23 protein-coding genes are annotated in these 22,400 nt (G+C 62.2%); 10 read left to right on the top strand and 13 right to left on the bottom strand.

The annotated features are described in order from the left end of the window. Nucleotides 1–15: 15 nt before the first annotated feature. From gmk to fabD, 7 genes are all read right to left on the bottom strand, one after another. On the bottom strand, nt 16–675 hold the full coding sequence (gene gmk, locus LPJGGPFB_RS08460; RefSeq protein ID WP_112810031.1) for a guanylate kinase: 660 nt from the start codon (nt 673–675) through the stop codon (nt 16–18). 3 nt (nt 676–678) lie between these two features. Then, nucleotides 679–1,566 carry a YicC/YloC family endoribonuclease gene (locus LPJGGPFB_RS08455; RefSeq protein ID WP_173419565.1) on the bottom strand — a complete coding sequence of 296 codons (888 nt, stop codon included), beginning with the start codon at nt 1,564–1,566 and terminating at the stop codon, nt 679–681. 104 nt (nt 1,567–1,670) lie between these two features. After that, nucleotides 1,671–2,858: an endolytic transglycosylase MltG gene (gene mltG / locus LPJGGPFB_RS08450; protein ID WP_173419564.1), complete on the bottom strand. Its 1,188-nt coding sequence runs from the start codon at nt 2,856–2,858 to the stop codon at nt 1,671–1,673. A gap of 371 nt (nt 2,859–3,229) precedes the next feature. Beyond that, on the bottom strand, nt 3,230–4,495 hold the full coding sequence (gene fabF, locus LPJGGPFB_RS08445; protein WP_173419563.1) for a beta-ketoacyl-ACP synthase II: 1,266 nt from the start codon (nt 4,493–4,495) through the stop codon (nt 3,230–3,232). 220 nt (nt 4,496–4,715) lie between these two features. Further along, nucleotides 4,716–4,952, bottom strand: a complete 237-nt coding sequence (locus LPJGGPFB_RS08440; protein WP_003531676.1) for an acyl carrier protein — start codon at nt 4,950–4,952, stop codon at nt 4,716–4,718. Between the two features lie 335 nt (nt 4,953–5,287). Then, the gene (fabG, locus tag LPJGGPFB_RS08435) at nt 5,288–6,025 is read right to left on the bottom strand and encodes a 3-oxoacyl-[acyl-carrier-protein] reductase (RefSeq protein ID WP_173419562.1); all 738 of its coding nucleotides are present in this window, start codon (nt 6,023–6,025) and stop codon (nt 5,288–5,290) included. A gap of 27 nt (nt 6,026–6,052) precedes the next feature. Beyond that, a complete protein-coding gene (gene fabD / locus LPJGGPFB_RS08430) occupies nt 6,053–6,997 on the bottom strand; it encodes an ACP S-malonyltransferase (protein ID WP_173419561.1) in 945 nt (314 codons plus the stop codon). Nucleotides 6,998–7,243: 246 nt separating this feature from the next. Here fabD and LPJGGPFB_RS08425 point away from each other — a divergent pair, with 246 nt between their 5' ends. The 6 genes from LPJGGPFB_RS08425 (at nt 7,244) to rplI (ending at nt 11,580) form a co-directional block, all read left to right on the top strand. Beyond that, nucleotides 7,244–8,287, top strand: a complete 1,044-nt coding sequence (locus LPJGGPFB_RS08425) for an aldo/keto reductase (RefSeq protein ID WP_173419560.1) — start codon at nt 7,244–7,246, stop codon at nt 8,285–8,287. A 14-nt stretch (nt 8,288–8,301) separates the two neighbouring features. Next, complete coding sequence (locus LPJGGPFB_RS08420) at nt 8,302–8,814, top strand: ClbS/DfsB family four-helix bundle protein (protein ID WP_173419559.1); 513 nt, start codon at nt 8,302–8,304, stop codon at nt 8,812–8,814. A 284-nt stretch (nt 8,815–9,098) separates the two neighbouring features. After that, nucleotides 9,099–9,545: a 30S ribosomal protein S6 gene (rpsF, locus tag LPJGGPFB_RS08415; RefSeq protein ID WP_025426449.1), complete on the top strand. Its 447-nt coding sequence runs from the start codon at nt 9,099–9,101 to the stop codon at nt 9,543–9,545. Between the two features lie 27 nt (nt 9,546–9,572). Then, the gene (gene rpsR, locus LPJGGPFB_RS08410; protein WP_025426448.1) at nt 9,573–9,821 is read left to right on the top strand and encodes a 30S ribosomal protein S18; all 249 of its coding nucleotides are present in this window, start codon (nt 9,573–9,575) and stop codon (nt 9,819–9,821) included. A gap of 195 nt (nt 9,822–10,016) precedes the next feature. Next, complete coding sequence (locus tag LPJGGPFB_RS08405; protein WP_173419558.1) at nt 10,017–10,970, top strand: DUF2232 domain-containing protein; 954 nt, start codon at nt 10,017–10,019, stop codon at nt 10,968–10,970. 34 nt (nt 10,971–11,004) lie between these two features. Beyond that, nucleotides 11,005–11,580 (top strand): 50S ribosomal protein L9, encoded by a 576-nt coding sequence (gene rplI / locus LPJGGPFB_RS08400; RefSeq protein ID WP_173419557.1) that lies wholly within the window; start codon nt 11,005–11,007, stop codon nt 11,578–11,580. Between the two features lie 73 nt (nt 11,581–11,653). Here rplI and LPJGGPFB_RS08395 read toward each other — a convergent pair whose 3' ends face one another. The 3 genes from LPJGGPFB_RS08395 to LPJGGPFB_RS08385 all read right to left on the bottom strand — a co-directional run bounded on the left by LPJGGPFB_RS08395 (nt 11,654) and on the right by LPJGGPFB_RS08385 (nt 14,891). Continuing rightward, the gene (locus LPJGGPFB_RS08395; RefSeq protein WP_173419556.1) at nt 11,654–12,718 is read right to left on the bottom strand and encodes an HlyD family secretion protein; all 1,065 of its coding nucleotides are present in this window, start codon (nt 12,716–12,718) and stop codon (nt 11,654–11,656) included. Between the two features lie 17 nt (nt 12,719–12,735). Continuing rightward, nucleotides 12,736–14,304: an MFS transporter gene (locus tag LPJGGPFB_RS08390; RefSeq protein WP_173420998.1), complete on the bottom strand. Its 1,569-nt coding sequence runs from the start codon at nt 14,302–14,304 to the stop codon at nt 12,736–12,738. A 143-nt stretch (nt 14,305–14,447) separates the two neighbouring features. After that, on the bottom strand, nt 14,448–14,891 hold the full coding sequence (locus LPJGGPFB_RS08385; protein WP_173419555.1) for a MarR family winged helix-turn-helix transcriptional regulator: 444 nt from the start codon (nt 14,889–14,891) through the stop codon (nt 14,448–14,450). A gap of 330 nt (nt 14,892–15,221) precedes the next feature. Here LPJGGPFB_RS08385 and LPJGGPFB_RS08380 point away from each other — a divergent pair, with 330 nt between their 5' ends. Continuing rightward, nucleotides 15,222–16,724 carry a replicative DNA helicase gene (locus LPJGGPFB_RS08380; RefSeq protein ID WP_115420622.1) on the top strand — a complete coding sequence of 501 codons (1,503 nt, stop codon included), beginning with the start codon at nt 15,222–15,224 and terminating at the stop codon, nt 16,722–16,724. A gap of 18 nt (nt 16,725–16,742) precedes the next feature. Here the strand turns inward: LPJGGPFB_RS08380 and LPJGGPFB_RS08375 are convergent, their stop codons facing one another. From LPJGGPFB_RS08375 to LPJGGPFB_RS08365, 3 genes are all read right to left on the bottom strand, one after another. Continuing rightward, complete coding sequence (locus tag LPJGGPFB_RS08375) at nt 16,743–17,048, bottom strand: AzlD family protein (protein ID WP_173419554.1); 306 nt, start codon at nt 17,046–17,048, stop codon at nt 16,743–16,745. After that, nucleotides 17,045–17,698 carry an AzlC family ABC transporter permease gene (locus tag LPJGGPFB_RS08370; RefSeq protein ID WP_427858220.1) on the bottom strand — a complete coding sequence of 218 codons (654 nt, stop codon included), beginning with the start codon at nt 17,696–17,698 and terminating at the stop codon, nt 17,045–17,047. The genes LPJGGPFB_RS08375 and LPJGGPFB_RS08370 overlap by 4 nt, the downstream gene beginning before the upstream one ends. Before the next feature lie 123 nt (nt 17,699–17,821). Further along, the gene (locus tag LPJGGPFB_RS08365; RefSeq protein ID WP_173419552.1) at nt 17,822–18,679 is read right to left on the bottom strand and encodes an AraC family transcriptional regulator; all 858 of its coding nucleotides are present in this window, start codon (nt 18,677–18,679) and stop codon (nt 17,822–17,824) included. Nucleotides 18,680–18,822: 143 nt separating this feature from the next. Between LPJGGPFB_RS08365 and alr the strand changes: the two genes are divergently transcribed. The 3 genes from alr (at nt 18,823) to LPJGGPFB_RS08350 (ending at nt 22,278) form a co-directional block, all read left to right on the top strand. Then, nucleotides 18,823–19,962, top strand: coding sequence for an alanine racemase (gene alr / locus LPJGGPFB_RS08360; protein WP_173419551.1), 1,140 nt, complete (start codon nt 18,823–18,825; stop codon nt 19,960–19,962). 154 nt (nt 19,963–20,116) lie between these two features. Then, complete coding sequence (gene radA / locus LPJGGPFB_RS08355) at nt 20,117–21,520, top strand: DNA repair protein RadA (protein ID WP_173419550.1); 1,404 nt, start codon at nt 20,117–20,119, stop codon at nt 21,518–21,520. 134 nt (nt 21,521–21,654) lie between these two features. Then, a complete protein-coding gene (locus LPJGGPFB_RS08350; RefSeq protein ID WP_173419549.1) occupies nt 21,655–22,278 on the top strand; it encodes a CvpA family protein in 624 nt (207 codons plus the stop codon). Nucleotides 22,279–22,400 lie beyond the last annotated feature (122 nt).

Below are 22,400 nucleotides of genomic sequence, written 5' to 3'. Positions count from 1 at the left end.
CGGCCGCTGTCGTGGTCAGAACGGGTTTTCCGTCAGCAGCCCGTTGACGAATTCGAACAGGCCCGGACGACGGTCCCGACGCAGGCGTTCCGCCTCGACGATCGCACGGACGGACGAAAAGGCACGGTCGAGATCGTCGTTGAGAACGATGTAGTCGTATTCGCGCCAATGTTCGATTTCAGCACGCGAATTGGCCAGGCGCGTGGCGATCACTTCCTCGCTGTCTTCGGCACGGCGATGCAGCCGCGATTGCAGCTCCGCCATTGATGGCGGCAGGATGAAGATCGAGACGACGTCGCCGGCCATCTTCTCCTGAAGCTGCTGGGCGCCTTGCCAGTCGATATCGAAGAGCATGTCGCGGCCGGCGGCCATCGCGGCCTCGACGGCGTCGCGCGGCGTGCCGTAGAAATTGCCGTGAACCTCAGCCCATTCCAACAGCGAGTCGGTCGCCCGAAGCGCTTCGAACTCGCGGATCGACTTGAAGTGATAGTGCCGGCCATCAATTTCGCTTGGACGACGCTGGCGCGTGGTCACGCTGACCGAGATGCTCATTTCGGGATCGGCTTCCAGCAGGTTGCGCGCGATCGTCGACTTTCCCGCACCCGAGGGTGAGGAAATGACCAGCATCAGCCCGCGGCGGGCGATCTTGATGGGCGAAGGTGTCGCCGGTTTCATGCGTTACTCCAGATTCTGAACCTGTTCGCGGAACTGATCGATCACAACTTTCAACTCGATGCCGGCGGCAGAGACCGCAGCCGCATTCGACTTGGAACAGATTGTATTCGATTCCCGGTTAAATTCCTGTGCCAGGAAATCAAGCTTGCGGCCGACCGGCCCGCCTTTCGACAAGAGGTCGCGGGCGGCGACAACATGAGAGCCAAGCCTGTCCAGCTCCTCTCTCAGATCGGCCTTAGTGGCGAGCAGTGCCACTTCGGCATACAGCCTGTCGCGATCGAGCGAAGAGCCGTTACCCACCACCAGCGCCACCTGCTGCGCCAGCTTTTCGGCAATTGCCGCCGGGCTGCGCGAGGGATCGGTTTCGACCGTTGCCGTCAGCGTCTCGATGGTCTCGACCTGCCCCAGCAGGATCTGACAGAGCGCACCGCCCTCTTCCTCGCGCATTTCGCGCAGATCGTTCAGAGCGAGCTTGAGTCCGGTCATGATATCGTCGTCGAGGGCGGCACGTTGCGCTTCGCTCTCCTCGGGTTCGCGGAAGTCGACGATGCCCCGAATTGCCAGCAGCGTGTCGAACTTCAGCGGCGCGGGGTCGACGAGGTCGCCGAGTTGCTCACGCAGGCCCAGGACCGCTGTCAGCGCCGCCTGGTTCACCACCGCCTCAACAACGTTCTCCGCTCCGCTGACGGACAGACTGACCTGCAGATTGCCTCGGGAAAAGAACTCCGCAGCAAGCCGGCGTACGCCCGGCTCGAACCGCTCAAGCCCTTGCGGCAAGCGTAGCCTGACATCAAGGCCCTTGCCGTTGACGGAGCGCAGTTCCCAAGCCCAGCGATGGCGGCCGCTGCTGCCTTCTCTCCGGGCAAAGCCGGTCATCGATTGGAGCGGCATCCTCACCTCCGTTGCATTTTCTGGAGAAGCAATAAGGCGACGGCGCGGTATCCCGCAAGGGATATCCGCGCCGTGGTAAGTCCGTCCACAATGCAAGGCTGTTGTTACTGAGGCTGCGCCGCCGTCGCTGCGTCCTGGGCGGCCTTTGCCGCTTCAGCTGCCTTTTCGGCTTCTACCTTGCGCCAGCGGCGAACATTGGCGTTGTGTTCATCCAATGTGACGGCAAAAACGTGGCCGCCCGTGCCGTCGGCAACGAAGTAGAGCTCCGGTGTGCGCGACGGATTGGCAACGGCTTCAAGTGCTGCGCGACCTGGATTGGCGATCGGCGTCGGCGGCAGGCCCTTGATGATGTAGGTGTTGTAGGGCGTATTCTTGTCGAGATCCGACTTCAGGATCGGCCGGTCCGCCGGTTTCCCGTCGCCGCCGAAAATGCCGTAGATGATGGTGGGGTCGGACTGCAGGCGCATGCCCTTGTCCAGCCGGTTGATGAAGACGGAGGCAACGCGTGGACGTTCGTCGGCACGCCCGGTTTCCTTTTCCACGATCGAAGCAAGCGTGACGAACTCCTCGACGGTCGAGACCGGAAGGTTCGGATCGCGCTTCTCCCAGATCTGGTCGACCAATGCCTTCTGGGCGGCCGCCATCTGCTGCACGATTTCCACACGCTTGGTGCCGCGGGTAAATTTGTAGGTGTCCGGCTTCAACGAACCCTCGACAGGCAGTTCCTTTGGCAGATCGCCGACAAGAACCTCGTCACCGGACAACCGGCTGAACATCTGCTTGACGGTCAGTCCTTCGGGCAGCGACACGGAGTAGAGAATGGACTTGCCGGATTTCAGCAGTTGCATGATCTCCTGCATCGAAGACCCGGCCTTGATCTCGTATTCGCCTGCTTTGAGCGTGTCGTTGTCGAGGTAAGCCTCCGAGACGAACCTGAAGACGCGGCCATCGGTGATGATGTTGCCACGTTCGAGACCGCTGGCGATCTCGCTGATACCGGCGCCACTTCTGACTATGAAGTTCTTGTTGGCTTCGAGCGGGCCTGCCTTCTCGTATTGGTGCATGGCGTAGTAGACCGCGCCGGCCGCGGCGAGTGCGGCGAAAACGATAACGGTCATGACGAAATTCAGGAAGATCACAACCTGGCTGCGCGCCTTGCGCGAACGCTTCGGCGGCTGCGGTGCCTTCTCGGGCCGCAAGGCTTCGCTGGCCGATTTCGGAATGATCGGCCCGTTGTTCCCGGTGTCACTGCGGCCGAATTGCGCCGCGCCGTTCTCGTTTGAGTCGCTCACGATTGTCCCGAACCCGAAATTCGCATCCTCATTCTAGCTGCCGCGGTGCGAATTTCGGCCTGGACCGTGGCAGGTATAAATCAAAACGTTTGAGCCGCAGCCAGCCCTTGGGGCCGGCAGTGGAATAAATGGTTTCGGCGCACCCGCCAGTCAACGGCATTTTTTCGCTCGACGACAGCCAGCATGCGCGCGGCAATAGCGATACAACAGACTGTCAGATGTGCCTTGCGCGAACATAGCCGTCAGGCAGTGCCAATCCCCCTACAAAAAGGCGGCACGTCCTCCTGCTACATGCTTGTAGCGAGCAATGCGGCAAAAGCAGGATCAACGGGGCTGTGATGAACATCGCCCCGTTGATAAGCTCGGCATTATCAAGTGCCGGTATAGCGGCGCAAAACCAGCGAAGCGTTTGTACCGCCGAAGCCGAAGGAGTTCGACAGAGCGACATTGATCTCGCGCTTGCGGGCAACATGCGGCACCAGGTCGATCTTGGTCTCGACGGAGGGATTGTCGAGGTTCAGCGTCGGCGGCGCGATGTTGTCGCGGATCGCCAGCACCGAAAAGATCGCTTCGACCGCACCGGCAGCACCCAGCAGGTGGCCGATTGCCGACTTGGTCGACGACATGGAAATCTTCGAGGCATGTTCGCCGACAAGCCGCTCGACTGCACCAAGCTCGATCGTGTCGGCCATGGTCGAGGTGCCGTGGGCGTTGATGTAGTCGACGTCGGCCGCCGTCAATCCGGCGCGCTTCAGCGCCATCTGCATGCAGCGATAGGCACCATCGCCATCTTCGGACGGCGCCGTGATGTGATAGGCGTCGCCGGAAAGGCCGTAGCCGACGACTTCGGCATAGATCTTCGCGCCGCGCGCCTTGGCATGTTCCAGTTCTTCCAGGATCACGATGCCGGCGCCTTCGCCCATGACGAAACCGTCGCGATCGACATCATAGGGACGCGATGCCCTTTGCGGATCATCATTGTGCTGTGTCGACAGCGCCTTGCAGGCGGCAAAGCCCGCAAGCGAGATACGGCAGATCGGCGATTCCGCACCACCGGCCACCATGACGTCGGCGTCGCCGAGCGCAATAAGGCGCATCGCGTCGCCGATAGCATGCGCGCCGGTCGAGCAGGCGGTGACGACAGAGTGATTGGGACCGCGCAGCTTGTGGCGGATCGAAACCTGGCCCGAGGCAAGGTTGATCAGGCGGCCGGGAATGAAGAAGGGCGAAATGCGTCGAGGGCCCTTGTCGCGCAGCGTATAGCCACCTTCGACAATGCCTTCGAGACCACCGATGCCCGAACCGATCAGGACGCCGGTTGCAATCTGGTCTTCGTCGTTTTCGGGTTTCCAGCCGGCGTCGGCCAGCGCCATGTCGGCAGCGGCCATCGCGTAGACAATGAAGGGGTCAACCTTGCGCTGTTCCTTCGGCTCCATCCAGTCATCGGCATTGAAGGTGTTGTTCGAGCCATCGCCGAATGGAAGGCGGCACGCAATTTTCGCGGGCAGATCTTCGACTTCGAATTCCGTGACCCTGCGCGCAGCATTGTCGCCCGCGATCAGGCGCGCCCAAGTTGCCTCGGTTCCGCAACCCAAAGGAGATACCATGCCGGTACCGGTGATAACGACACGTCTCATAGTCCGCGACCCACCCTGACTGTTCAATTTCAGAGCCGGATCGGACCACGTGTGACGAACCCGATCCGTGCATCCATTTTAAGTTCTTGTAGCAACGATCAGAGGGAAATGCCGGACCGCATTGCTGATCGAGAACCCGCGCTCAGCACGGGACAGCCCACTTCCCCTGGGCTGGTACGGGCCGCTGAACGCGGCCCGTCTACGGCTTGGCCGTGAAATATTAGGCCTGGGCCTTTTCGATGAACTTGACGGCGTCGCCGACAGTCAGGATCGAATCCGCGGCATCATCCGGGATTTCGACGCCGAATTCTTCTTCGAATGCCATGACCAGTTCGACGGTGTCGAGCGAGTCCGCGCCGAGGTCATCGATAAAGCTTGCGCCTTCGCTGACCTTTTCGGCGTCGACGCCAAGATGATCAATAACAATTTTCTTTACGCGTTCTGCGATATCGCTCATGTCGGAGTTCCTCGACCTTCGTTTCTCTGGGCGCCTTTCTGGCACCGGTACTCTCAATACGCCTGATAGACCAAGACGGTCCAACGGGCAATCCATCCAACCAGAACCGCGGCAAACCCAAGGCAGCCAAGGCTGCCGGACACCTGGCGGGGCCGGTCGACTGCTAACAGTCATGGCCCGATTAACACGGTTTAGGTCTGCCGCAAAGTGCGAAAATGCCTGACAATCGCTTGCTCAACATTGAATTTCAGGCATTTGGCAGAGGATATGCCGGAGCATTGCAGGCCGAGATCACGCCCGTTGGCATGCACGGCATGTAAGGCCCCGACACCGCATCAGATCATTGCCATGCCACCGTTGACATGAATGGTCTGGCCGGTGACGTAACCTGCTTCGTTCGAAGCGAGATAGGCGACCGCAGATGCAACCTCGGCACCGGTGCCCATGCGCCGCATCGGGATCGCTCCCATGATGGCGTCCTTCTGCTTGTCGTTCAGCTTGCCGGTCATGGCGCTCTCGATGAAGCCCGGCGCAACGCAATTGACGGTGACGTTGCGGGTGGCGATTTCCTGAGCGAGCGACTTCGAAAAGCCGATCATGCCGGCCTTCGAGGCGCAGTAGTTGGCCTGGCCGGGATTGCCGGTGACGCCGACGATCGAGGTGATGTTGACGATACGGCCGAAGCGGCGGCGCATCATCGGATGGGTCAGTTCGCGGGTCAGGCGGAACACGGCGGTCAGGTTGACCTCGAGCACATTGTCCCAGTCCTCGTCGCTCATGCGAACGAAAAGGCCATCCTTGGTGATGCCGGCATTGTTGACGAGGATGTCGACGCCACCCAGTTCAGCTTCGGCCTTTTCGCCGAGCGCCTTGACTTCGGCGCGATCGGAAAGGTTGGCCGGGAACAGCTGGACGCGTTCGCCGAGTTCGTTGGCAAGCGCCTCAAGCTTTTCGACGCGCGTGCCGTGGAGGCCGACGATTGCGCCCTGGGCGTGCAGCATGCGGGCGATTTCTTCGCCGATACCACCGGATGCACCGGTTACAAGAGCCTTACGGCCGGAAAGATCGAACATCGGATTGATTCCTTATAACTGGAGCACTCAGGCCAGAAGCGCCGAGAGCGCGGTGTCGATATCGGCAGGCGTGTTGACGGTAATGCCGGTGACGGACTTGTGGATCCGGCGGGCAAGCCCGGTGAGAACCTTGCCGGAACCCACTTCATAAAGCGTCGTGACGTTGTTGGCGGCGAACCACTCCACCGTCTCGCGCCAGCGAACCTGGCCCGTCACCTGCTCGACCAGAAGGCGCGCAATCTCTTCGGCGTCACTGACCGGAGCGGCCAGGACGTTGGCGATGACGGGGACGGACGGATTGTGCTTATCAACCTTGGCAAGCGCCTCGCGCATCGCATCGGCCGCGGGCGCCATCAGGCTCGAATGGAAAGGAGCCGAAACCGGCAGCATCAGGGCGCGCTTGGCGCCCTTCTCCGACGCAAGTGCCGCAGCCTTTTCGACGGCCGCCTTCTCGCCGGAGATTACCAGCTGACCGCCACCATTGTCATTGGCGATCTGGCAGGAGCCGAGAGCGGAGGCTTCGCGGCAGATGGCATCGACATCCGCATGCTCAAGACCGATGATCGCCGCCATCGCACCCTTGCCGACGGGAACGGCCGCCTGCATGGCATTGCCGCGGATGCGCAGGAGGCGCGCCGTGTCGGCAATCGAGAAGGTTCCGGCGGCACAGAGCGCCGAATACTCGCCGAGCGAATGGCCGGCCACGAACGAGACCTTGCTCTTCAGATCGAGGCCCTTGGCTTCCAGCACACGGATCACCGCCATCGACACGGCCATCAGCGCCGGTTGGGCGTTGGCCGTCAGTGTCAGCGTTTCCTCGGGGCCGTTCCACATGACCTCGGAGAGCTTCTCGCCGAGCGCGTCGTCAACCTCGGCAAACACCGCCGCTGCTTCCGGAAACGCGTCCGCCAGATCCTTGCCCATACCGACAGCCTGGCTGCCCTGGCCCGGGAACGTGAATGCAATACTCATGGGATTGTCCCTTCCCTAGTTTTCCTCTCCATTCACATTCCTGAACGGTGAGTCAAGCGCGCAGGCCCGGCTTTGCGGGCTTCAGGCGGCCTTTTGCCCTTGATCTTCGCCAATCAAGGCGTAAGTTTGCCGCGCATCGCCGCCCTGCCCGTTCAACCTCCCCTGGGCTTGCGGCCTTCACCCTTTTCTATCGCGGGCACCCTTCGTCCTGGGTCGAGACCCGCCATCCATAAGGACCATCACGCAATGCGTTACAACACGCTTGGCCGGACCGACATCAAGGTTTCCGAAATCTGCCTGGGCACAATGACCTGGGGCTCGCAGAACTCCGAAGCCGAGGCGCACGAACAACTCGACTACGCCTTCGACAAGGGTGTGAACTTCATCGACACTGCTGAACTCTACCCAACGACGCCGCTTTCGGCCGAAACCTATGGCGATACCGAGCGCTTCATCGGCGAGTGGCTGGCCAAACGCGGCCGTCGCGACGACGTCGTGGTCGCCACCAAGGTTGCCGGCTCCGGGCGACCTTATATTCGCAATGGCGGCCCGATCACCCCCGAGGGCATCGATGAAGCGGTCGACGCCAGCCTCAAGCGGCTGAAGACGGATTACATCGACCTCTACCAGATCCATTGGCCGAACCGCGGTCACTACCATTTCCGCAATGCCTGGTCCTACGAGCCCGCCAAACAGAACAAGGCCCATGTAGCGGCCGACCTCCAGGCGATCCTCGAAAAGCTCGGTGACGTGGTGAAAGCCGGCAAGGTGCGGGCAATCGGTCTCTCGAACGACACCGCCTGGGGCACGATGAAGCTCATCGACATGGCCGAACGCCACGGCCTGCCACGCGTCGCCTCGATCCAGAACGAATACAATCTTCTCTACAGAGCCTACGACCTCGATCTCGCCGAGCTTTCGCATCACGAGGACGTAGGGCTTCTCGCCTATTCGCCGCTCGCAGCCGGCCTGTTGACCGGCAAGTACCTCGACGGCATCAGGCCGACCGGCTCGCGGCTTGCGATCAACGGCGATCTCGGCGGCCGCTTCACGCCGCACCAGGAGCCGGCCGTCGCCGGCTATGTGGCGCTGGCCCGCGAGCATGGGATCGACCCCTCGCAGCTGGCGATCGCCTTCTGCCTCTCCCGCCCGTTCATGGCTTCCGCCATCATCGGCGCAACCTCGATGGAACAGTTGAAGACGGATCTCGGTGCGGCCGGAATGACGCTGTCGCAGGACGTCATGAACGGCATTCGCCGCCTGCACCGACTCTATCCCATGCCGATCTGAGCGCGAAACAGCCCATGTCCGTGCCCCAGACGAAAGCGGAACTGCTCTTCGCCATCCAGACGGAGTTCGCCAAACTCCGCCGCGAACTCGACGGCATAGCACCGGAGCGATTCGCCGAGCCTTCGCTCGATGGGCATGCCAAGGGCACGATGATGAGTGTGGGCGACCTCGTCGCCTACCTCATCGGCTGGGGCGAACTGGTGATCAAGTGGATCGAACGGGACGAGCAAGGCCTGCCGGTCGATTTTCCGGAGACGGGATACAAGTGGAACGAACTCGGCCGGCTCGCGCAGGAATTCTATAATGACTACCAGGCGCTTCCACCCGCAGAACGCCTGTCGCGCCTCGCAGCCAGCAAGGATCGATTGGTCGCCCTGATCGAGGCGCGCGATGACCGAGCACTCTACGGTCAGCCCTGGTACGGCAAATGGCCGCTTGGCCGCATGATCCAGTTCAACACGTCCTCACCCTATGCCAATGCCCGCGGGCGTTTGCGCAAGTGGAAGAAGACCGCGGGAACTGCTTGAAAGGCAAAACCGGGCGAAAAGACCGGCCAAGCCTTGCCTTTCGCTGAAATATGCGTATAAGCGCGCTGTTCGAAATGCCCGGTCTTCTGGCTGGTGGCTGAACGGAGGGCCGGCTTCCTCGAGGGGAGCCGTTAGGATTGCAAGTCTTTCCGGCCTCCCGTGTCTCCGCTCTCGACCGTCTCGATACAACACTTTCTTGCCGGCTGCGTGTCAGCCACTAAGAACAGTCGTTGAGGCTTAGCCGCCGATGTCCGGGCTGATTAACGCAAGAAAGGTAAGCCACAATGGCTCTTTATGAACACGTATTCCTGGCCCGCCAGGACATCACGCCGCAGCAGGTCGACGGTCTCGTCGAGCAGTACAAGGGCGTCCTCGAAGCAAACGGCGGCAAGGTCGGTCGCGTCGAGAACTGGGGCCTCAAGTCCCTCACCTACCGCATCAAGAAGAACCGCAAGGCTCACTACGTTCTCATGGACATCGATGCTCCGGCAGCCGCTGTTCACGAAATCGAGCGTCAGATGCGCATCAACGAAGACGTCCTGCGCTACATGACGATCGCCGTCGAGAAGCACGAAGAAGGCCCGTCTGCCATGATGCAGAAGCGCGACCGCGACGACCGTCCGCGCCGCGATGGCGACCGTCCGGAGCGTGGCTTCGGCGACCGTGGTCCGCGTCCGGACCGTGGCGACCGCGAAGACCGCCCGCGTCGTCCGCGCGAAGACCGCGCTTAATCAAGAAACTTTAGGAGATTAAAGACAATGGCTGAAGTTTCTTCCGCTCCGGTTCGTCGCCCGTTCCACCGTCGCCGCAAGACCTGCCCCTTCTCGGGCGCAAACGCTCCGCGGATCGACTACAAGGACATCCGTCTGCTGCAGCGCTACATTTCCGAGCGCGGCAAGATCGTTCCTTCCCGCATCACGGCCGTTTCCCAGAAGAAGCAGCGCGAACTCGCCCAGGCGATCAAGCGCGCCCGCTTCCTCGGCCTGCTGCCTTACGTCGTTTCGTAACAACGGCTGACCTTCCGTTGGTCGCCTGACTCAACGGAAACCGACTCTGAGGCAAGGCGCTCCCTTTACGTGACGCCTTGCCCTCTCCCTTCCGCGTTGGGCGCGGATCGGAACCCTCGTGTGGAAACACACGGAAATCCCATGTTGGGGCTGACCCTTGGCCATCCCCTAACTGCACGAAGCAGGACAGCGACCGTGAACACCGTGAACAAGACATCGCTGCTGACCGGCGCTCTCGCCGGCGTTACCGCTGCCCTCCTGTCGATGGGCGCGAACACGCAGTCGTCGCTTACGATCGTTCTCTATGCCGCTTCGGCGCTTCCCATTCTTATTGCCGGCCTCGGCTGGGGCAATGCAGCCGCGATCACCGCCATCATCAGCGCCGGCGCGACCGCTGCCGCTCTGATTTCACCCCAGTTCGCGCTGCTGATCCTCGTCGTGACGCTCATCCCGGCCGGGTGGCTCAGCCATCTCGCCAATCTGGCGCGCCCAGCAACCGAGCTCGGCGGCCCTGATGGTGCGCTTGCCTGGTACCCGCTTTCCGACATTCTCAGCCACCTCGCCGGCCTGGTAACTGCCGGCATGATCATCGTCGGCTTCATCGTCGGATATGATTCTGGCGTGTCCGACCGCATGGTCGACATTGTCATCGAGGCGGTGAAGGCTCAGGAACCCCTCTACAACCCCGACGCTGCGGCGATTGCGCAGATCAAGTCGATCTTCACGCTGGCCCTCCCGCTCATCCAGGGCGCCGTCTGGGTGGTGATGCTGTTTACCGCCTACTACATCGCCACCCGCATCGTGCAGATGTCGGGCAAGTCGTTGCGCCCGCGCGAAGACATTCCGTCGACGCTGCGCATGCACCGCAATGCAATATTCATTTTTCTCGGCGGGCTGGTCCTGACCTTTCTGGGCGGCGCTCCGGCGACGATCGGCGCGCTCATCTGCGGAACCTTCGGCGCGGGCTTCCTGCTTGCCGGTTTCGCATCCTTCCACTTCCGCACGCGCGGCAAGTCCTGGCGGCTTCCCGTGTTGTGGATCGCATACCTGTCGGTGCTCGTGTTCACGATCCCGGCAATCTTCTTCCTCCTGACGGGACTGACCGATACGCGACGCACCATCGCGGTCACCCCGGTGGGAAAAAACTGACCTCACCAAACCTGAACTCTGAAAGGACAAGATCATGGAAGTCATTCTTCTCGAACGTATCGCAAAGCTCGGCCAGATGGGCGAAACCGTAAAGGTTCGCGACGGCTTCGCACGCAACTACCTGCTGCCGCTCGGCAAGGCACTGCGCGCCAACGCTGCCAACAAGACCCGCTTTGAAGCCGAGCGCTCGACGCTCGAAGCCCGTAACCTCGAGCGCAAGTCGGAAGCCCAGAAGGTTGCCGAGAAGCTCGAAGGCAAGTCCTTCATCATCGTGCGCTCGGCTGGCGAAACCGGCCAGCTCTACGGTTCGGTTGCTGCTCGCGACGTTATCGAAGTTCTGGCTGCCGCCGGCTTCAACATCGGCCGCAACCAGGTCGACCTGAACCACCCGATCAAGTCGATCGGCCTGCACAACGTTACGCTGCACCTGCATTCGGAAGTCGAAATCGCAGTTGAAGTCAACGTTGCCCGTTCGGCTGAAGAAGCTGAGCGCCAGTCCAAGGGCGAAAGCCTGACCTCGGCCGACGCCATCTACGGCGTTGACGAAGACGCGCTGAAGCCGGAAGACTTCTTCAACCCGGAAGCCGACTTCGACGGCGAAGAAGAATAAGCCTTACTGGCCGTTCTGATTGAGAGAGCCCGGATCCCAGGATCCGGGCTTTTTCTTTTGCGCCGACTTGGCTTCAGCTATGGGCAGGCTCGGCCACGGGCGCGGCGTTCTTGTCGACGCGCACGACGACGGAAAGACCGGGCGACAGCAGATCGGCAAGCGGTTGGCCGGGATCGACCGCGATCCGCACACCAACGCGCTGGGCGACCTTGGTGAAATTGCCGGTGGCATTATCAGGGCGGATGATGCTGAACTCGGAGCCGGCGGCCGGCGAGAAACGCTCGATATGCCCGGTCAGCATGCTCTTTTGCAGTGCATCGACGGAAATGGTCACCGGCTGGCCTGCCTTCATGCCATCGAGCTGCGTTTCCTTGAAATTCGCCAGCACCCACACGTCGTGCGGCACGACGAACAGAAGTTGCGAGCCGGGCGTGACGTATTGGCCGAGGCGTGCGCCGATCTCGCCGAGCTTGCCATCGCGGGGGGCGACGATGCGGGTGTTGTCCAGATCGATCCGCGCCAGTTCGACGGCAGCCTCGGCGCCGGCAACGGCTGCCTGAAGGCCGGCGCGGGCGCCGAGCGTCGTCGCCAGCGCCTGCCGCGAGACCTCCAGGCCGGCCTCCGCTTGATTGACGGCTGCTATCGCTTGCTCGAATGCGGCTTTCGACTGGTCCGCATCGCTGCGGGTCGAGATGCCCTTTTCCGCCAGCGGCCGGATTCTGCCCCAGGATGCCTCCGCTCTGTTAAGCGCCGCTTTCGCACTGTCCAATTGCGCTTTACTTGCGGCGATACCCGCCTTGGCCGACAACTCCTGCTGCCGTGAATTGGCAAGCGATGCCTTCTGGGCGGCAAGTGCAGCCTCAGCCTGCGCCAGCTTCTGGGCGTAGATTCGGTCATCGATCTTGACCAGCAACTGGCCGGCCTTGACCTCCTCGTAGTCGTGCACCGGAACCTCGGCGACATAACCTGACAGTTGCGGACTCATGATCGTCAGGTAGCCCCTGACATAAGCGTTTTCGGTCATCTCCACGGAACTGTGGAACGGCGGCAGCCGCCAGGCATAGAGAACCAGGGTCAGCCCGGAGAGGCCGGCGAGCAAAACGATGATTGTCGTGGGTGAGCGCAAGAATTTCAGCATGGTGGTAACTCTGTTCGTCAAGACGTGAGCGCAGCTGCGGGAGGCACAAGGCGCCCCGCAATCCGCTTGTAAAGGATATGCGCCAGCAGGCCGGCCAAGGCGCAAAGCGCGATGACCGACGCCAGCAGAAAGGCGTCGTTGTAGGCAAGAATGTTCGCCTCTCGGGTGACCTGCTGTCCAAGCAGCGCGACGCCCTCGCCGTCCAGCAGGGCCCTGTCGCCGATCACGCGGCGATAGGCGGCAGCCAGTTGACTGATGCGCTGGGCGATGAGCGGGTTCGACATCACGACCTGCTCGGCCAGTACATTGGAGTGAAACTTCTCACGCAAGGTAACGAAGCTGCCGAAGGCAGCCGTACCGATCAGGCCGCCGATGCTTTGGGTAAAGAGGAAGATGACGATGAAGCTGAGAATGTAGTTCGGCCCCTTCATCAGCGCCGCCTTGAAGCCGCTGGCCATGGCAGGCGGCAGGAAAAGCGCGGTTCCGGCGGCGATCATCGCCTGGCTCATATACATCTGCGCCGGTCGCGTCAGATTGGTCGCCTGGCTGTCGATATAGGCGCCGGCTGCCAGGAGGCTCAATGCCAGGACATGCACGAACGGTGCGTGATCCGGCTTCATGAGTGCGGCGCAGAGCATGCCGCCGGCGATCGATGCGCCAAGAATGACCCAGTAAAGCGTTGCGACCTGTTCGAACTGCAATCCGAGCAGCTGATAAAAATTTGCCGCAATCGCCGACTGCTCGGAGGCGACCAGACGGAAGACCAGCAGCACCGCGGTAAAGTGCAGGATTTCCCTGGAGGCGAGCCAGCGAACGTCGATCAGCGGCAGTTCGCGATTGAGTTCGATCAGCACCACGCTGGTCAGGGTCACGATCGCGATGGCCAGGAGCACGCCGAGCCATGGCGCCTCGAACCACCAGTAGAGCCGCCCCATCGTCAGCACGATGGCAATGCAACCGAAGCCGACGGCGACCAGCAGGTAGCTGAGGATATCCGTTCGCTGGATCACCTTCGCATGCGGCACCGGCGTCAGTGGCATGAGATAAATGATTGGCAAGGCCATCAGCGCCAGCGCCATCTCGAGCGTATAGAGCCCATGCCACTGCCCATACTCGATCAGCGTCGGCGAGATCAGCCGGGTGATCGGCGCCGAGATCGTTGTGCATGTCAGCGCCAGGGCAAGTCCGACCGTCAATTTGCGCGCCGGCGGGAAGGCCTCCAGCATATAGAGGAAGCCGAGCGTCGACATGGGGGCAGCCGCAATGCCGCTGATGAAGCGAACGACGATCGCCGAATGCAGATCGGAAACAAAGACGTTCATCAACGAAACGATCACGAAGCCGAGGATGCCGATTTCGGCGAAACGGCGCAGCCCGTATTGCGCTCGGATCTTGACCAGCGCGATGGACAGCGAAACATTCGGCGCCATATAGGCCGCCGAGAGCCAGGCGGCCTCGATCGAGGTGGCCGAAAGAGACCCCTGAAGCTGGGTAAGATTGGCCAGCGCCAGGTTCATGCCCAGGCCCTGGGTCAGGAACAAGAGCGCCGAACAGACCACGTAGGTCGATGACCTGGCAACACTCATCGGCTGCGGCGTGGGCGGCGTTGCAACGCTCGGCGCCGGGAAGTGGGAGACTTCGTCTGCGCCTACGGGCGCCTCCGCCTCGCCTTCGACGACGGCGGCCCTGTTGTCGTTGGCTGCAGCGCTCGCGGCGGCACTCATCACCATCATTCCTTGGCGAGCGATTGAACGTTGTCGGCGATGGTGCGGACCACCTTCAGCGCGGCCGCGACCTCGTCAGCGTCGACACCCAGCAGCACCTCTGCCCGGATCTCATCGGCAAGCCTGAGGATCTCGTCGGCGATCGTGCGGCCAAGCTCGGTCATGTGGACCTGCTTGGCCCGGCGGTCCGAGGCCTCAACCCGACGCTCGATAAAGCCCTGCTTTTCCATGCCATCCAGCAGGCGCACGATCGTCGGCGTCTCGATATCGAGTTCGTCGGCCAGTTCCCGCTGGTTCAAGCCATCCTTCTTCGTCAGCGCAAACAGCGCCCTTGCCCGTGACAGCGTCAGTCCGCGTTCCTTGACGCGGGCATCGAACACCGCCCGCAGCTTGCGATTGACCATCGCCAGGGCGTCGAACAATTCACGATTCACGGTCGGTTGATACATAGTACCTTTTCCATATTAGTAGCATGCTAATTATATTGCCACTATCTAATCCATCCGGCGGCTCTTTTCAAGATGCCGTTTTGAGCGCAGCGGCAAACGGCGCTAGAATTGAGGCCGTCGCGGGTCGTAGCGATTCGCAGCGTCAACGTCGTTTTTCAAGCGGGCATTATTTTTCGCACTTTTGTGACGCCAGCCTGTGGATCAGTCGAACAACGGGCAAAGGCAACGGGTCGCAGCACATGGCCAGCGACTGTGGCACTGCTGCACTTGACCGGCATGGACGCAGAGATCAAACCGGGTGCACACCAGAAAAGGCAGAGACGAACGACCATGAACGACGCAGCGCGAAAGCTAGCCCCTATCGGCAAGGACCAGTCGGACCAGCACTACCGCGAGGCGCCGAACAACCTTGAAGCCGAACAGGCGCTGCTCGGCGCGATCCTCGTCAACAACGATGCGTTCTACCGCGTCTCCGACTTTCTGAAGCCGGTCCACCTGTTCGAACCGTTGCACCGCCGCATCTACGAGGTTGCCGGCGATATCATCCGCATGGGCAAGACCGCCAACCCGGTGACGATCAAGACCTTTCTCAAGGCAGACGACAAGGTCGGCGACCTGACGGTCGCGCAGTATCTCGCGCGCCTTGCCGCCGGCGCCGTCTCGATCATCAATGCGGAAGACTATGGCCGCGCCATCTATGACCTGGCGCTGCGGCGTTCGCTGATCACCATCGGCGAGGACATGGTCAACATCGCTTTCGACGCTCCGCTCGACATGCCGCCGCAGGGCCAGATCGAAGACGCGGAGCGGCGGCTATTCGAGCTTGCCGAAACCGGCCGTTACGACGGCGGCTTCCAGTCCTTCAACGACGCGGTGGCGCTTGCCATCGACATGGCCGGCCAGGCTTTCGAACGCGACGGCAGCCTGTCGGGCATTTCGACCGGCATCCTTTCGCTCGATGCCCGCATGGGCGGTCTGCAGCGCTCGGACTTGATCGTGCTTGCAGGACGCCCCGGCATGGGCAAGACCTCGCTCGCCACCAACATCGCCTACAACATCGCTGCCGCCTATGATCCGGAGGTCCAGGCCGACGGTTCGTTCAAGGCGAAGAACGGCGGCGTCGTCGGCTTCTACTCGCTCGAAATGTCATCCGAACAGCTGGCCACCCGTATCATTTCCGAGCAGACCGAGGTTTCCTCCTCGAAGATCCGCCGCGGCGACATCTCCGAAGCCGATTTCGAGAAGCTCGTCGCCTGCTCGCAGATGATGCAGAAAGTGCCGCTGTTCATCGACCAGACCGGTGGCATCTCGATTGCCCAGCTCTCGGCCCGTGCCCGCCGCCTGAAGCGCCAGCGCGGCCTTGATTGCCTGGTCGTCGACTACATCCAGCTCATGACCGGTTCGGGCAAGTCGAGCGACAACCGCGTGCAGGAAATCACCCAGATCACCACCGGCCTGAAGGCGCTCGGCAAGGAGCTGAACGTGCCGATCATCGCGCTGTCACAGCTCTCCCGTCAGGTGGAAAGCCGCGAAGACAAGCGGCCCCAGCTCTCTGACCTTCGTGAATCGGGCTCGATCGAGCAGGACGCCGACGTCGTGCTCTTCGTGTTCCGTGAAGAATATTACGTGAAGAACCTCGAGCCGCGCGACGAGTTCGACCCGAAGTACGACGAGTGGAAGATGAAGATGGAGCAGGTGAAGGGCACGGCCGACGTGATCATCGCCAAGCAGCGTCACGGACCGACCGGCACCGTCAAGCTCGCCTTCCAGTCGGAATTCACCCGCTTTACCGATCTGGCCGATCCGTCCTTCACCCAGTACGAAGAACACTGAGAAAGCTTGGGGGCGTCTTTACGCCCCCAGGGCCATTCTGAGGATGGCCACGGTGACAACGCCGGCCGCGACGGCTGCGAGCAGCGGCAGGCGCATGGCGACCAGCGCCGTGACCACGGTCGCAATCGTTTCCGCCGGCCCGGTGACCAGCGCCGTCGGCGCAATCACCGCCATCAACACGGCTGGCGGGATTGCCTCAAGGGCGCGCCTCTGCGTCTCCCCGATCGTCACGAACCGAATGAGCACCAGCCCGCCGATGCGGGTGGCGATGGTGGCAATTGCCATCGCGAGGATGGCGAGAAACGTGTGCGGATCGACTGTCATGCGTGCGCTTCCTCGCGCCGGCGGCCTAGAAGCGCGACCGCAACCCCGGCGGCGGCACCGGCAGCGATATACCAGACGCCAGGAAGGAAATGGTGCGTCAGCACCGCAGCGGCGGCACTGGCGGCCAGCACCGCTCCGGTCTCGCGCCCCTTCCAGAAGCTCATCACCAGGACGATGAAGACCGCGGGAAAGGCAAAATCGAGCCCCGTCACCTTGGGATCGCCGAGGAAGGCGCCCAGCAAGGCGCCGGCAAGGCTCGTCGTCACCCAGACGAGATAGAAGGGCACAGCGAGACCTGCGAACCAGGCCGGCGTCAATTTGCCTTCCTTCGCCCGCATCTCGGCCATCGCCCATATCTCGTCGGCGAGCAAAAGCATCGAGGCGTATTTCGCCGGGCCTGAGAACCCTTGCAGCTTGGCGCCGAGCGACGCGCTCATCAGCACATGCCTGACATTGACGAGCAGGGCCGAAAACGCGAGTGCTGCCCAGGAGGCCGGATGCGTCCAGATATCCATGGCCACGAATTGCGAGCCACCGGCAAAAACCAGCGCACTCATCAACGTCACCTCAACCCCCGAAAGACCCTTGCCGGCAGCAACCGCGCCGAAGACAAGCCCGATCGGCATGACCGCCACGATCAGCGGCGCCATCGACATGGCCCCGGCTCTAAAATCTGGAAAGAATCCCGTATCGCTCAATGCCCTTGTCTCCCGATCAATCATGACCGGTGCACACCTAGGCGCAGTTTAGCCGGGCGTATTGAACGAAAGTGATCATCCGGCGCGGAAGGCGCCGGGTGTCACTCCGGTTCGGGCCTTGAAGTGCCGGGTAAAATGCGCCTGATCGGCAAAGCCGCATTGATAGGCGGTATCGACCGCCGACCAGCCATGCCGCAGCAGCGTCTTTGCCGCCCGCACTCGCTTGTCGGTGAGGAAGGCATGCGGCGTAATATGGTACTGTCGCCGGAAGGCCCGGATCAGATGGGCACGGCTGAGGCCCGCGACCTTTGCCAGTTCGTCGAGGCCAATGTCTTCGGCATAATTCTCGGTCAGATAGTCGCGGGCCCGCTGCACCGCGGACTGTTCCCTTGTTTCGACAGGCACGATGATCGAACTGCCGTGCCGTTCGAACATGGTGGCCAGGACGCCGAACATGCGTTCCTCGGCCTCGAGCGCACCCGTCGCCAGCTCCAGCGCCTTGTGTGCTTGATAGAACGATTGAGCCAGATCCGGGTCGCGCAGCATCCGTTTCGAGAATGAGGGCGTTCCCTTGAACGGGCGCCCGGTGACGTCTTCCAGGATATTCACCAGAAGCTCGGTGCTCGGATAGACCATGCGGTAGCGATAACCGCCGCCACCCGGGTGGCCGTCGTGGATCTCGTCCGGGTTGATGAGGTAGAAGTCGCCGGGTCCCGCCTGCGACCGTTCGCCCCTGATCTTGCTGATCTGCGAGCCCGCCTCGATCGCGCCGATGCTGAACGTGTCATGCGCGTGCGGTGCAAACTCATGCGTGATGAAAGTCGCGGTCAGACACTCCATGCCGTCGAATCGGGTGTCCCGCCAGAATCGGGTCCGCTCCGCGCCTTCCAGCGGCATGACATCAAGGGCTTGTTCCTGCGAGATCGTATGCATGCAACGATCCTAGCGTCCGCAACGACAAGCGTCTTGCATAAAAGTGCTCTTCGCTCTCTCCTCTCGACATGCGGCAGGACGGCATTTGCGGGCAAGCGTGGTTGACTGTATTGCTTTTTGATCGTCCACGCAGAGTGCCAGGCATGCTCAGTCCAGAATTTCTCTCCGCCTCCAACCGGCTCACGGTCGATCTCAATGCATTGGCAGACAACTGGCGCTCGATGAATGCCCGCTCGGGCAAAGCACGTGCCGCCGCGGTGCTGAAGGCCGATGCCTACGGCCTTGGGATCGATGAGGCAGCGCCTGCGCTTTATGCTTCCGGCGCCCGCGATTTCTTCGTTGCCAATGCCGAGGAAGGCGCCGACCTGCGGCCGCTGGTGCCGGAAGCCCGGATTTACATCCTGGCCGGCATGTGGCCCGGCAACGAGCCGCTGTTCTTCGACAACGATCTGGTGCCGGTGATCAACTCCGAGGAACAGCTGGCCGTTTTCATGGCCGCACTGTCCGAGCGTGGCGACCATCCTTGCGTGCTGCATGTCGATACCGGCATGAACCGGCTGGGGCTGACGGTCGAGGAAGCCGTTGCTCTTGCCAACGATCCGGCGCGCCCTGCCAGCTTTTCCCCCGTCCTGATCATGAGCCACCTCGCCTGTGCCGACGACCCGGGCAACCCGCTCAACGACTACCAGCTTCGGCGCTTCCGCGAAGCGACGGGCGCATTCGAAGGGGTCGACGCAAGCCTTGCCAACTCCGGCGGCGTCTTCCTCGGCAATGATTATCATTTCGAGCTGACGCGCCCTGGGATCGCCGTCTACGGCGGCGAAGCGGTCAATGACGTTGTCAATCCGATGAAACCGGTGGTGACGGCTGAAGCCCGGATCATTCAGGTGCGCACCGTCGTCTCCGGCGGCCACGCGAGTTACGGAGCGTCCGCCCGTTTCAACCGCGACAGTCGCATCGCGACTGTTGCTGTCGGTTATGCAGACGGCTACCACCGGTCCGTCTCGGGTGGTGGCGTGACCCTCAGGCAAGCGACGCCTTCGGGCGCCTTCGGCTTCCTGCACGGACAGAAGGTGCCGCATGTCGGCCGGGTGACCATGGACCTCAGCCTCTTCGACGTCACCGACCTTCCGGAAAACGCGGTTCGCCCCGGCGACTACATCGAGTTGTTCGGTCGGCATATCGCCGTGGACGATGTGGCGCGCGCCGGCGGCACGATCGGCTATGAGATGCTGACGAGCCTCGGCCGCCGCTACGAACGTCACTATGTCGGTGCGGTCTGAGGCGGCTTTCCCGCTCCTTTACAGTCTGTCGCCGAAAATCACCTTTTGTTCCGCGTTTCGCGGCATTATGTGGAGGCGAAAGTGATTCTCCGATCACCGGCCGCATCGCCATTGGCGATGCGCTGAAGTCTCCGCACCGTGAAAGTCATATCCGATGGCGAAAGCCCGCACCCAATTCGTCTGCCAGAACTGCGGCACCATCCATACCCGCTGGGCCGGCAAGTGCGAGGGCTGCGGCGAATGGAACACGATCATCGAAGACGACCCGACCTCCGGCATCGGCGGCGGCCCTTCGCGTGCACCGAAAAAGGGGCGTCCCGTCGCGCTCACCACGCTATCAGGCGAGATCGAGGATGCTCCGCGCATCCAGACCGGCATATCCGAGCTTGATCGCGCCACCGGCGGCGGCTTCGTTCGCGGCTCCGCCCTGCTCATCGGCGGTGATCCAGGCATCGGCAAGTCGACGGTGCTGATGCAGGCGGCTGCCGCCCTTGCCCGACAGAAGCACCGCGTCATCTACGTCTCCGGTGAAGAGGCCGTGGCCCAGGTGCGCCTGCGCGCCCAGCGGCTCGGTGCCGCGGACAGCGACGTGTTGCTCGCGGCCGAAACCAATGTCGAGGATATTCTCGCGACGCTTGCCGAGGGCAAGCGTCCCGACCTCGTCATCATCGACTCGATCCAGACGCTCTGGAGCGACATCGTCGATTCGGCCCCCGGCACGGTCACGCAGGTGCGCACCGGCGTGCAGGCGATGATCCGCTTTGCCAAGCAGACGGGTACCGCCGTCGTGCTCGTCGGCCACGTCACCAAGGAAGGCCAGATCGCCGGTCCCCGCGTTGTCGAGCACATGGTCGACGCCGTGCTCTATTTCGAAGGCGATCGCGGCCATCACTACCGGATCCTGCGAACAGTGAAGAACCGCTTCGGACCAACGGATGAGATCGGCGTCTTCGAGATGTCGGACAAAGGCCTGCGCGAGGTCGCAAACCCGTCGGAACTGTTCCTCGGCGAGCGCAACGAGAAATCGCCGGGGGCTGCCGTCTTTGCCGGAATGGAGGGCACGCGGCCGATCCTGGTCGAAGTGCAGGCGCTTGTCGCGCCGACCTCGCTCGGCACGCCGCGTCGCGCCATCGTCGGATGGGACTCTGCTCGCCTTTCCATGATCCTTGCCGTGCTTGAAGCCCATTGCGGCGTCAGGCTCGGCCAGCACGACGTCTACCTGAACATCGCCGGTGGCTACCGGATTTCCGAACCTGCCGCCGACCTGGCTGTGGCTTCCGCACTGGTTTCGTCGCTTGCCGGGCTTGCCCTTCCGGCTGATTGCGTCTATTTCGGCGAAGTCAGCTTGTCGGGCGCCATCCGGCCGGTTGCGCATACCGCTCAACGCCTCAAGGAAGCCGAGAAACTCGGGTTCTCCCAGGCTGTTCTGCCGGCTGCCTCGACCGAATTGCCGAAGAACGGCAATGGCCGGTGGAGCGAGCTGGAAAGCCTGCCGGATCTGGTGGCGCGCATCGCGGGATCGCGAAACGCGCTGAGACCGGTAGAGGACGCAGATTGAAGGTGCGGGTGCTGCAAGCGGCTCCACGAGGCGGCTTCTGAGCTGGCTCACAACAATGCCCTGGATATCAGGCAGGGCCGACGGCGGATAGGCTTGAGGAGACCCGGACGAACCGGGTTCGGAGTAAGGACAAAATGCCCATTACAATTCTCGACGGTATCGTTCTCGGCGTCGCGCTGTTTTCAGCAATCCTGGCCATGGTCCGAGGCTTCTCGCGCGAGGTCCTGTCGGTTGCGAGTTGGGTGGGCGCTGCGGCAGCGGCCTACTTCCTCTACCCGCACCTCCTGCCCTATGCCAAGCAGTACACCAGCAGCGACACCGTCGCGCTGATCGGCTCGGCGGCCGTGATCTTCTTGGTTGCGCTCATCATCATTTCCTTCATCACCATGCGGATTGCCGATTTCATCATCGACAGCCGCATCGGCGCGCTTGACCGCACGCTCGGCTTTCTCTTCGGTGCCGCACGCGGCATCCTGCTCGTGGTCGTCGCCATGCTGTTCTTCAACTGGCTGGTCGCTCCGCAGCAGCAGCCGGGCTGGGTTACGCAGGCGAAGTCCAAGCCGCTGCTCGACAATCTCGGCAACAAGCTGATCGCGCTCCTGCCCGAGGAAGCCGACGCCACCATCCTCGACCGCCTGCGCGGCAAGGACACGACCGGCGAAGGCGAAGGCGAGGCCCCGGCTGGAACGCCCGGACAGGCACCGTCGGGTTCGCCCGACCAGGCGCCGGTTGACGACGCCCCGGCCACCAACGGCTGAGACATGGAAAAACTGCCGACAAAGCCCGCTGCGCGGGCTTTGTCCTTTTGGGAATAACGCTTGTGTCCGTTTTCAGCTAATATCGCTTGAAGACGGCGGGCCTGATCACGATATGCGCACCG

The organism is Ensifer adhaerens (assembly GCF_013283195.1).
Classification (GTDB): Bacteria; Pseudomonadota; Alphaproteobacteria; order Rhizobiales; family Rhizobiaceae; genus Ensifer; species Ensifer adhaerens_G.
Note: the sequence above shows the minus strand (reverse complement) of the source record. Positions and strands in the feature narration are given on the sequence as shown.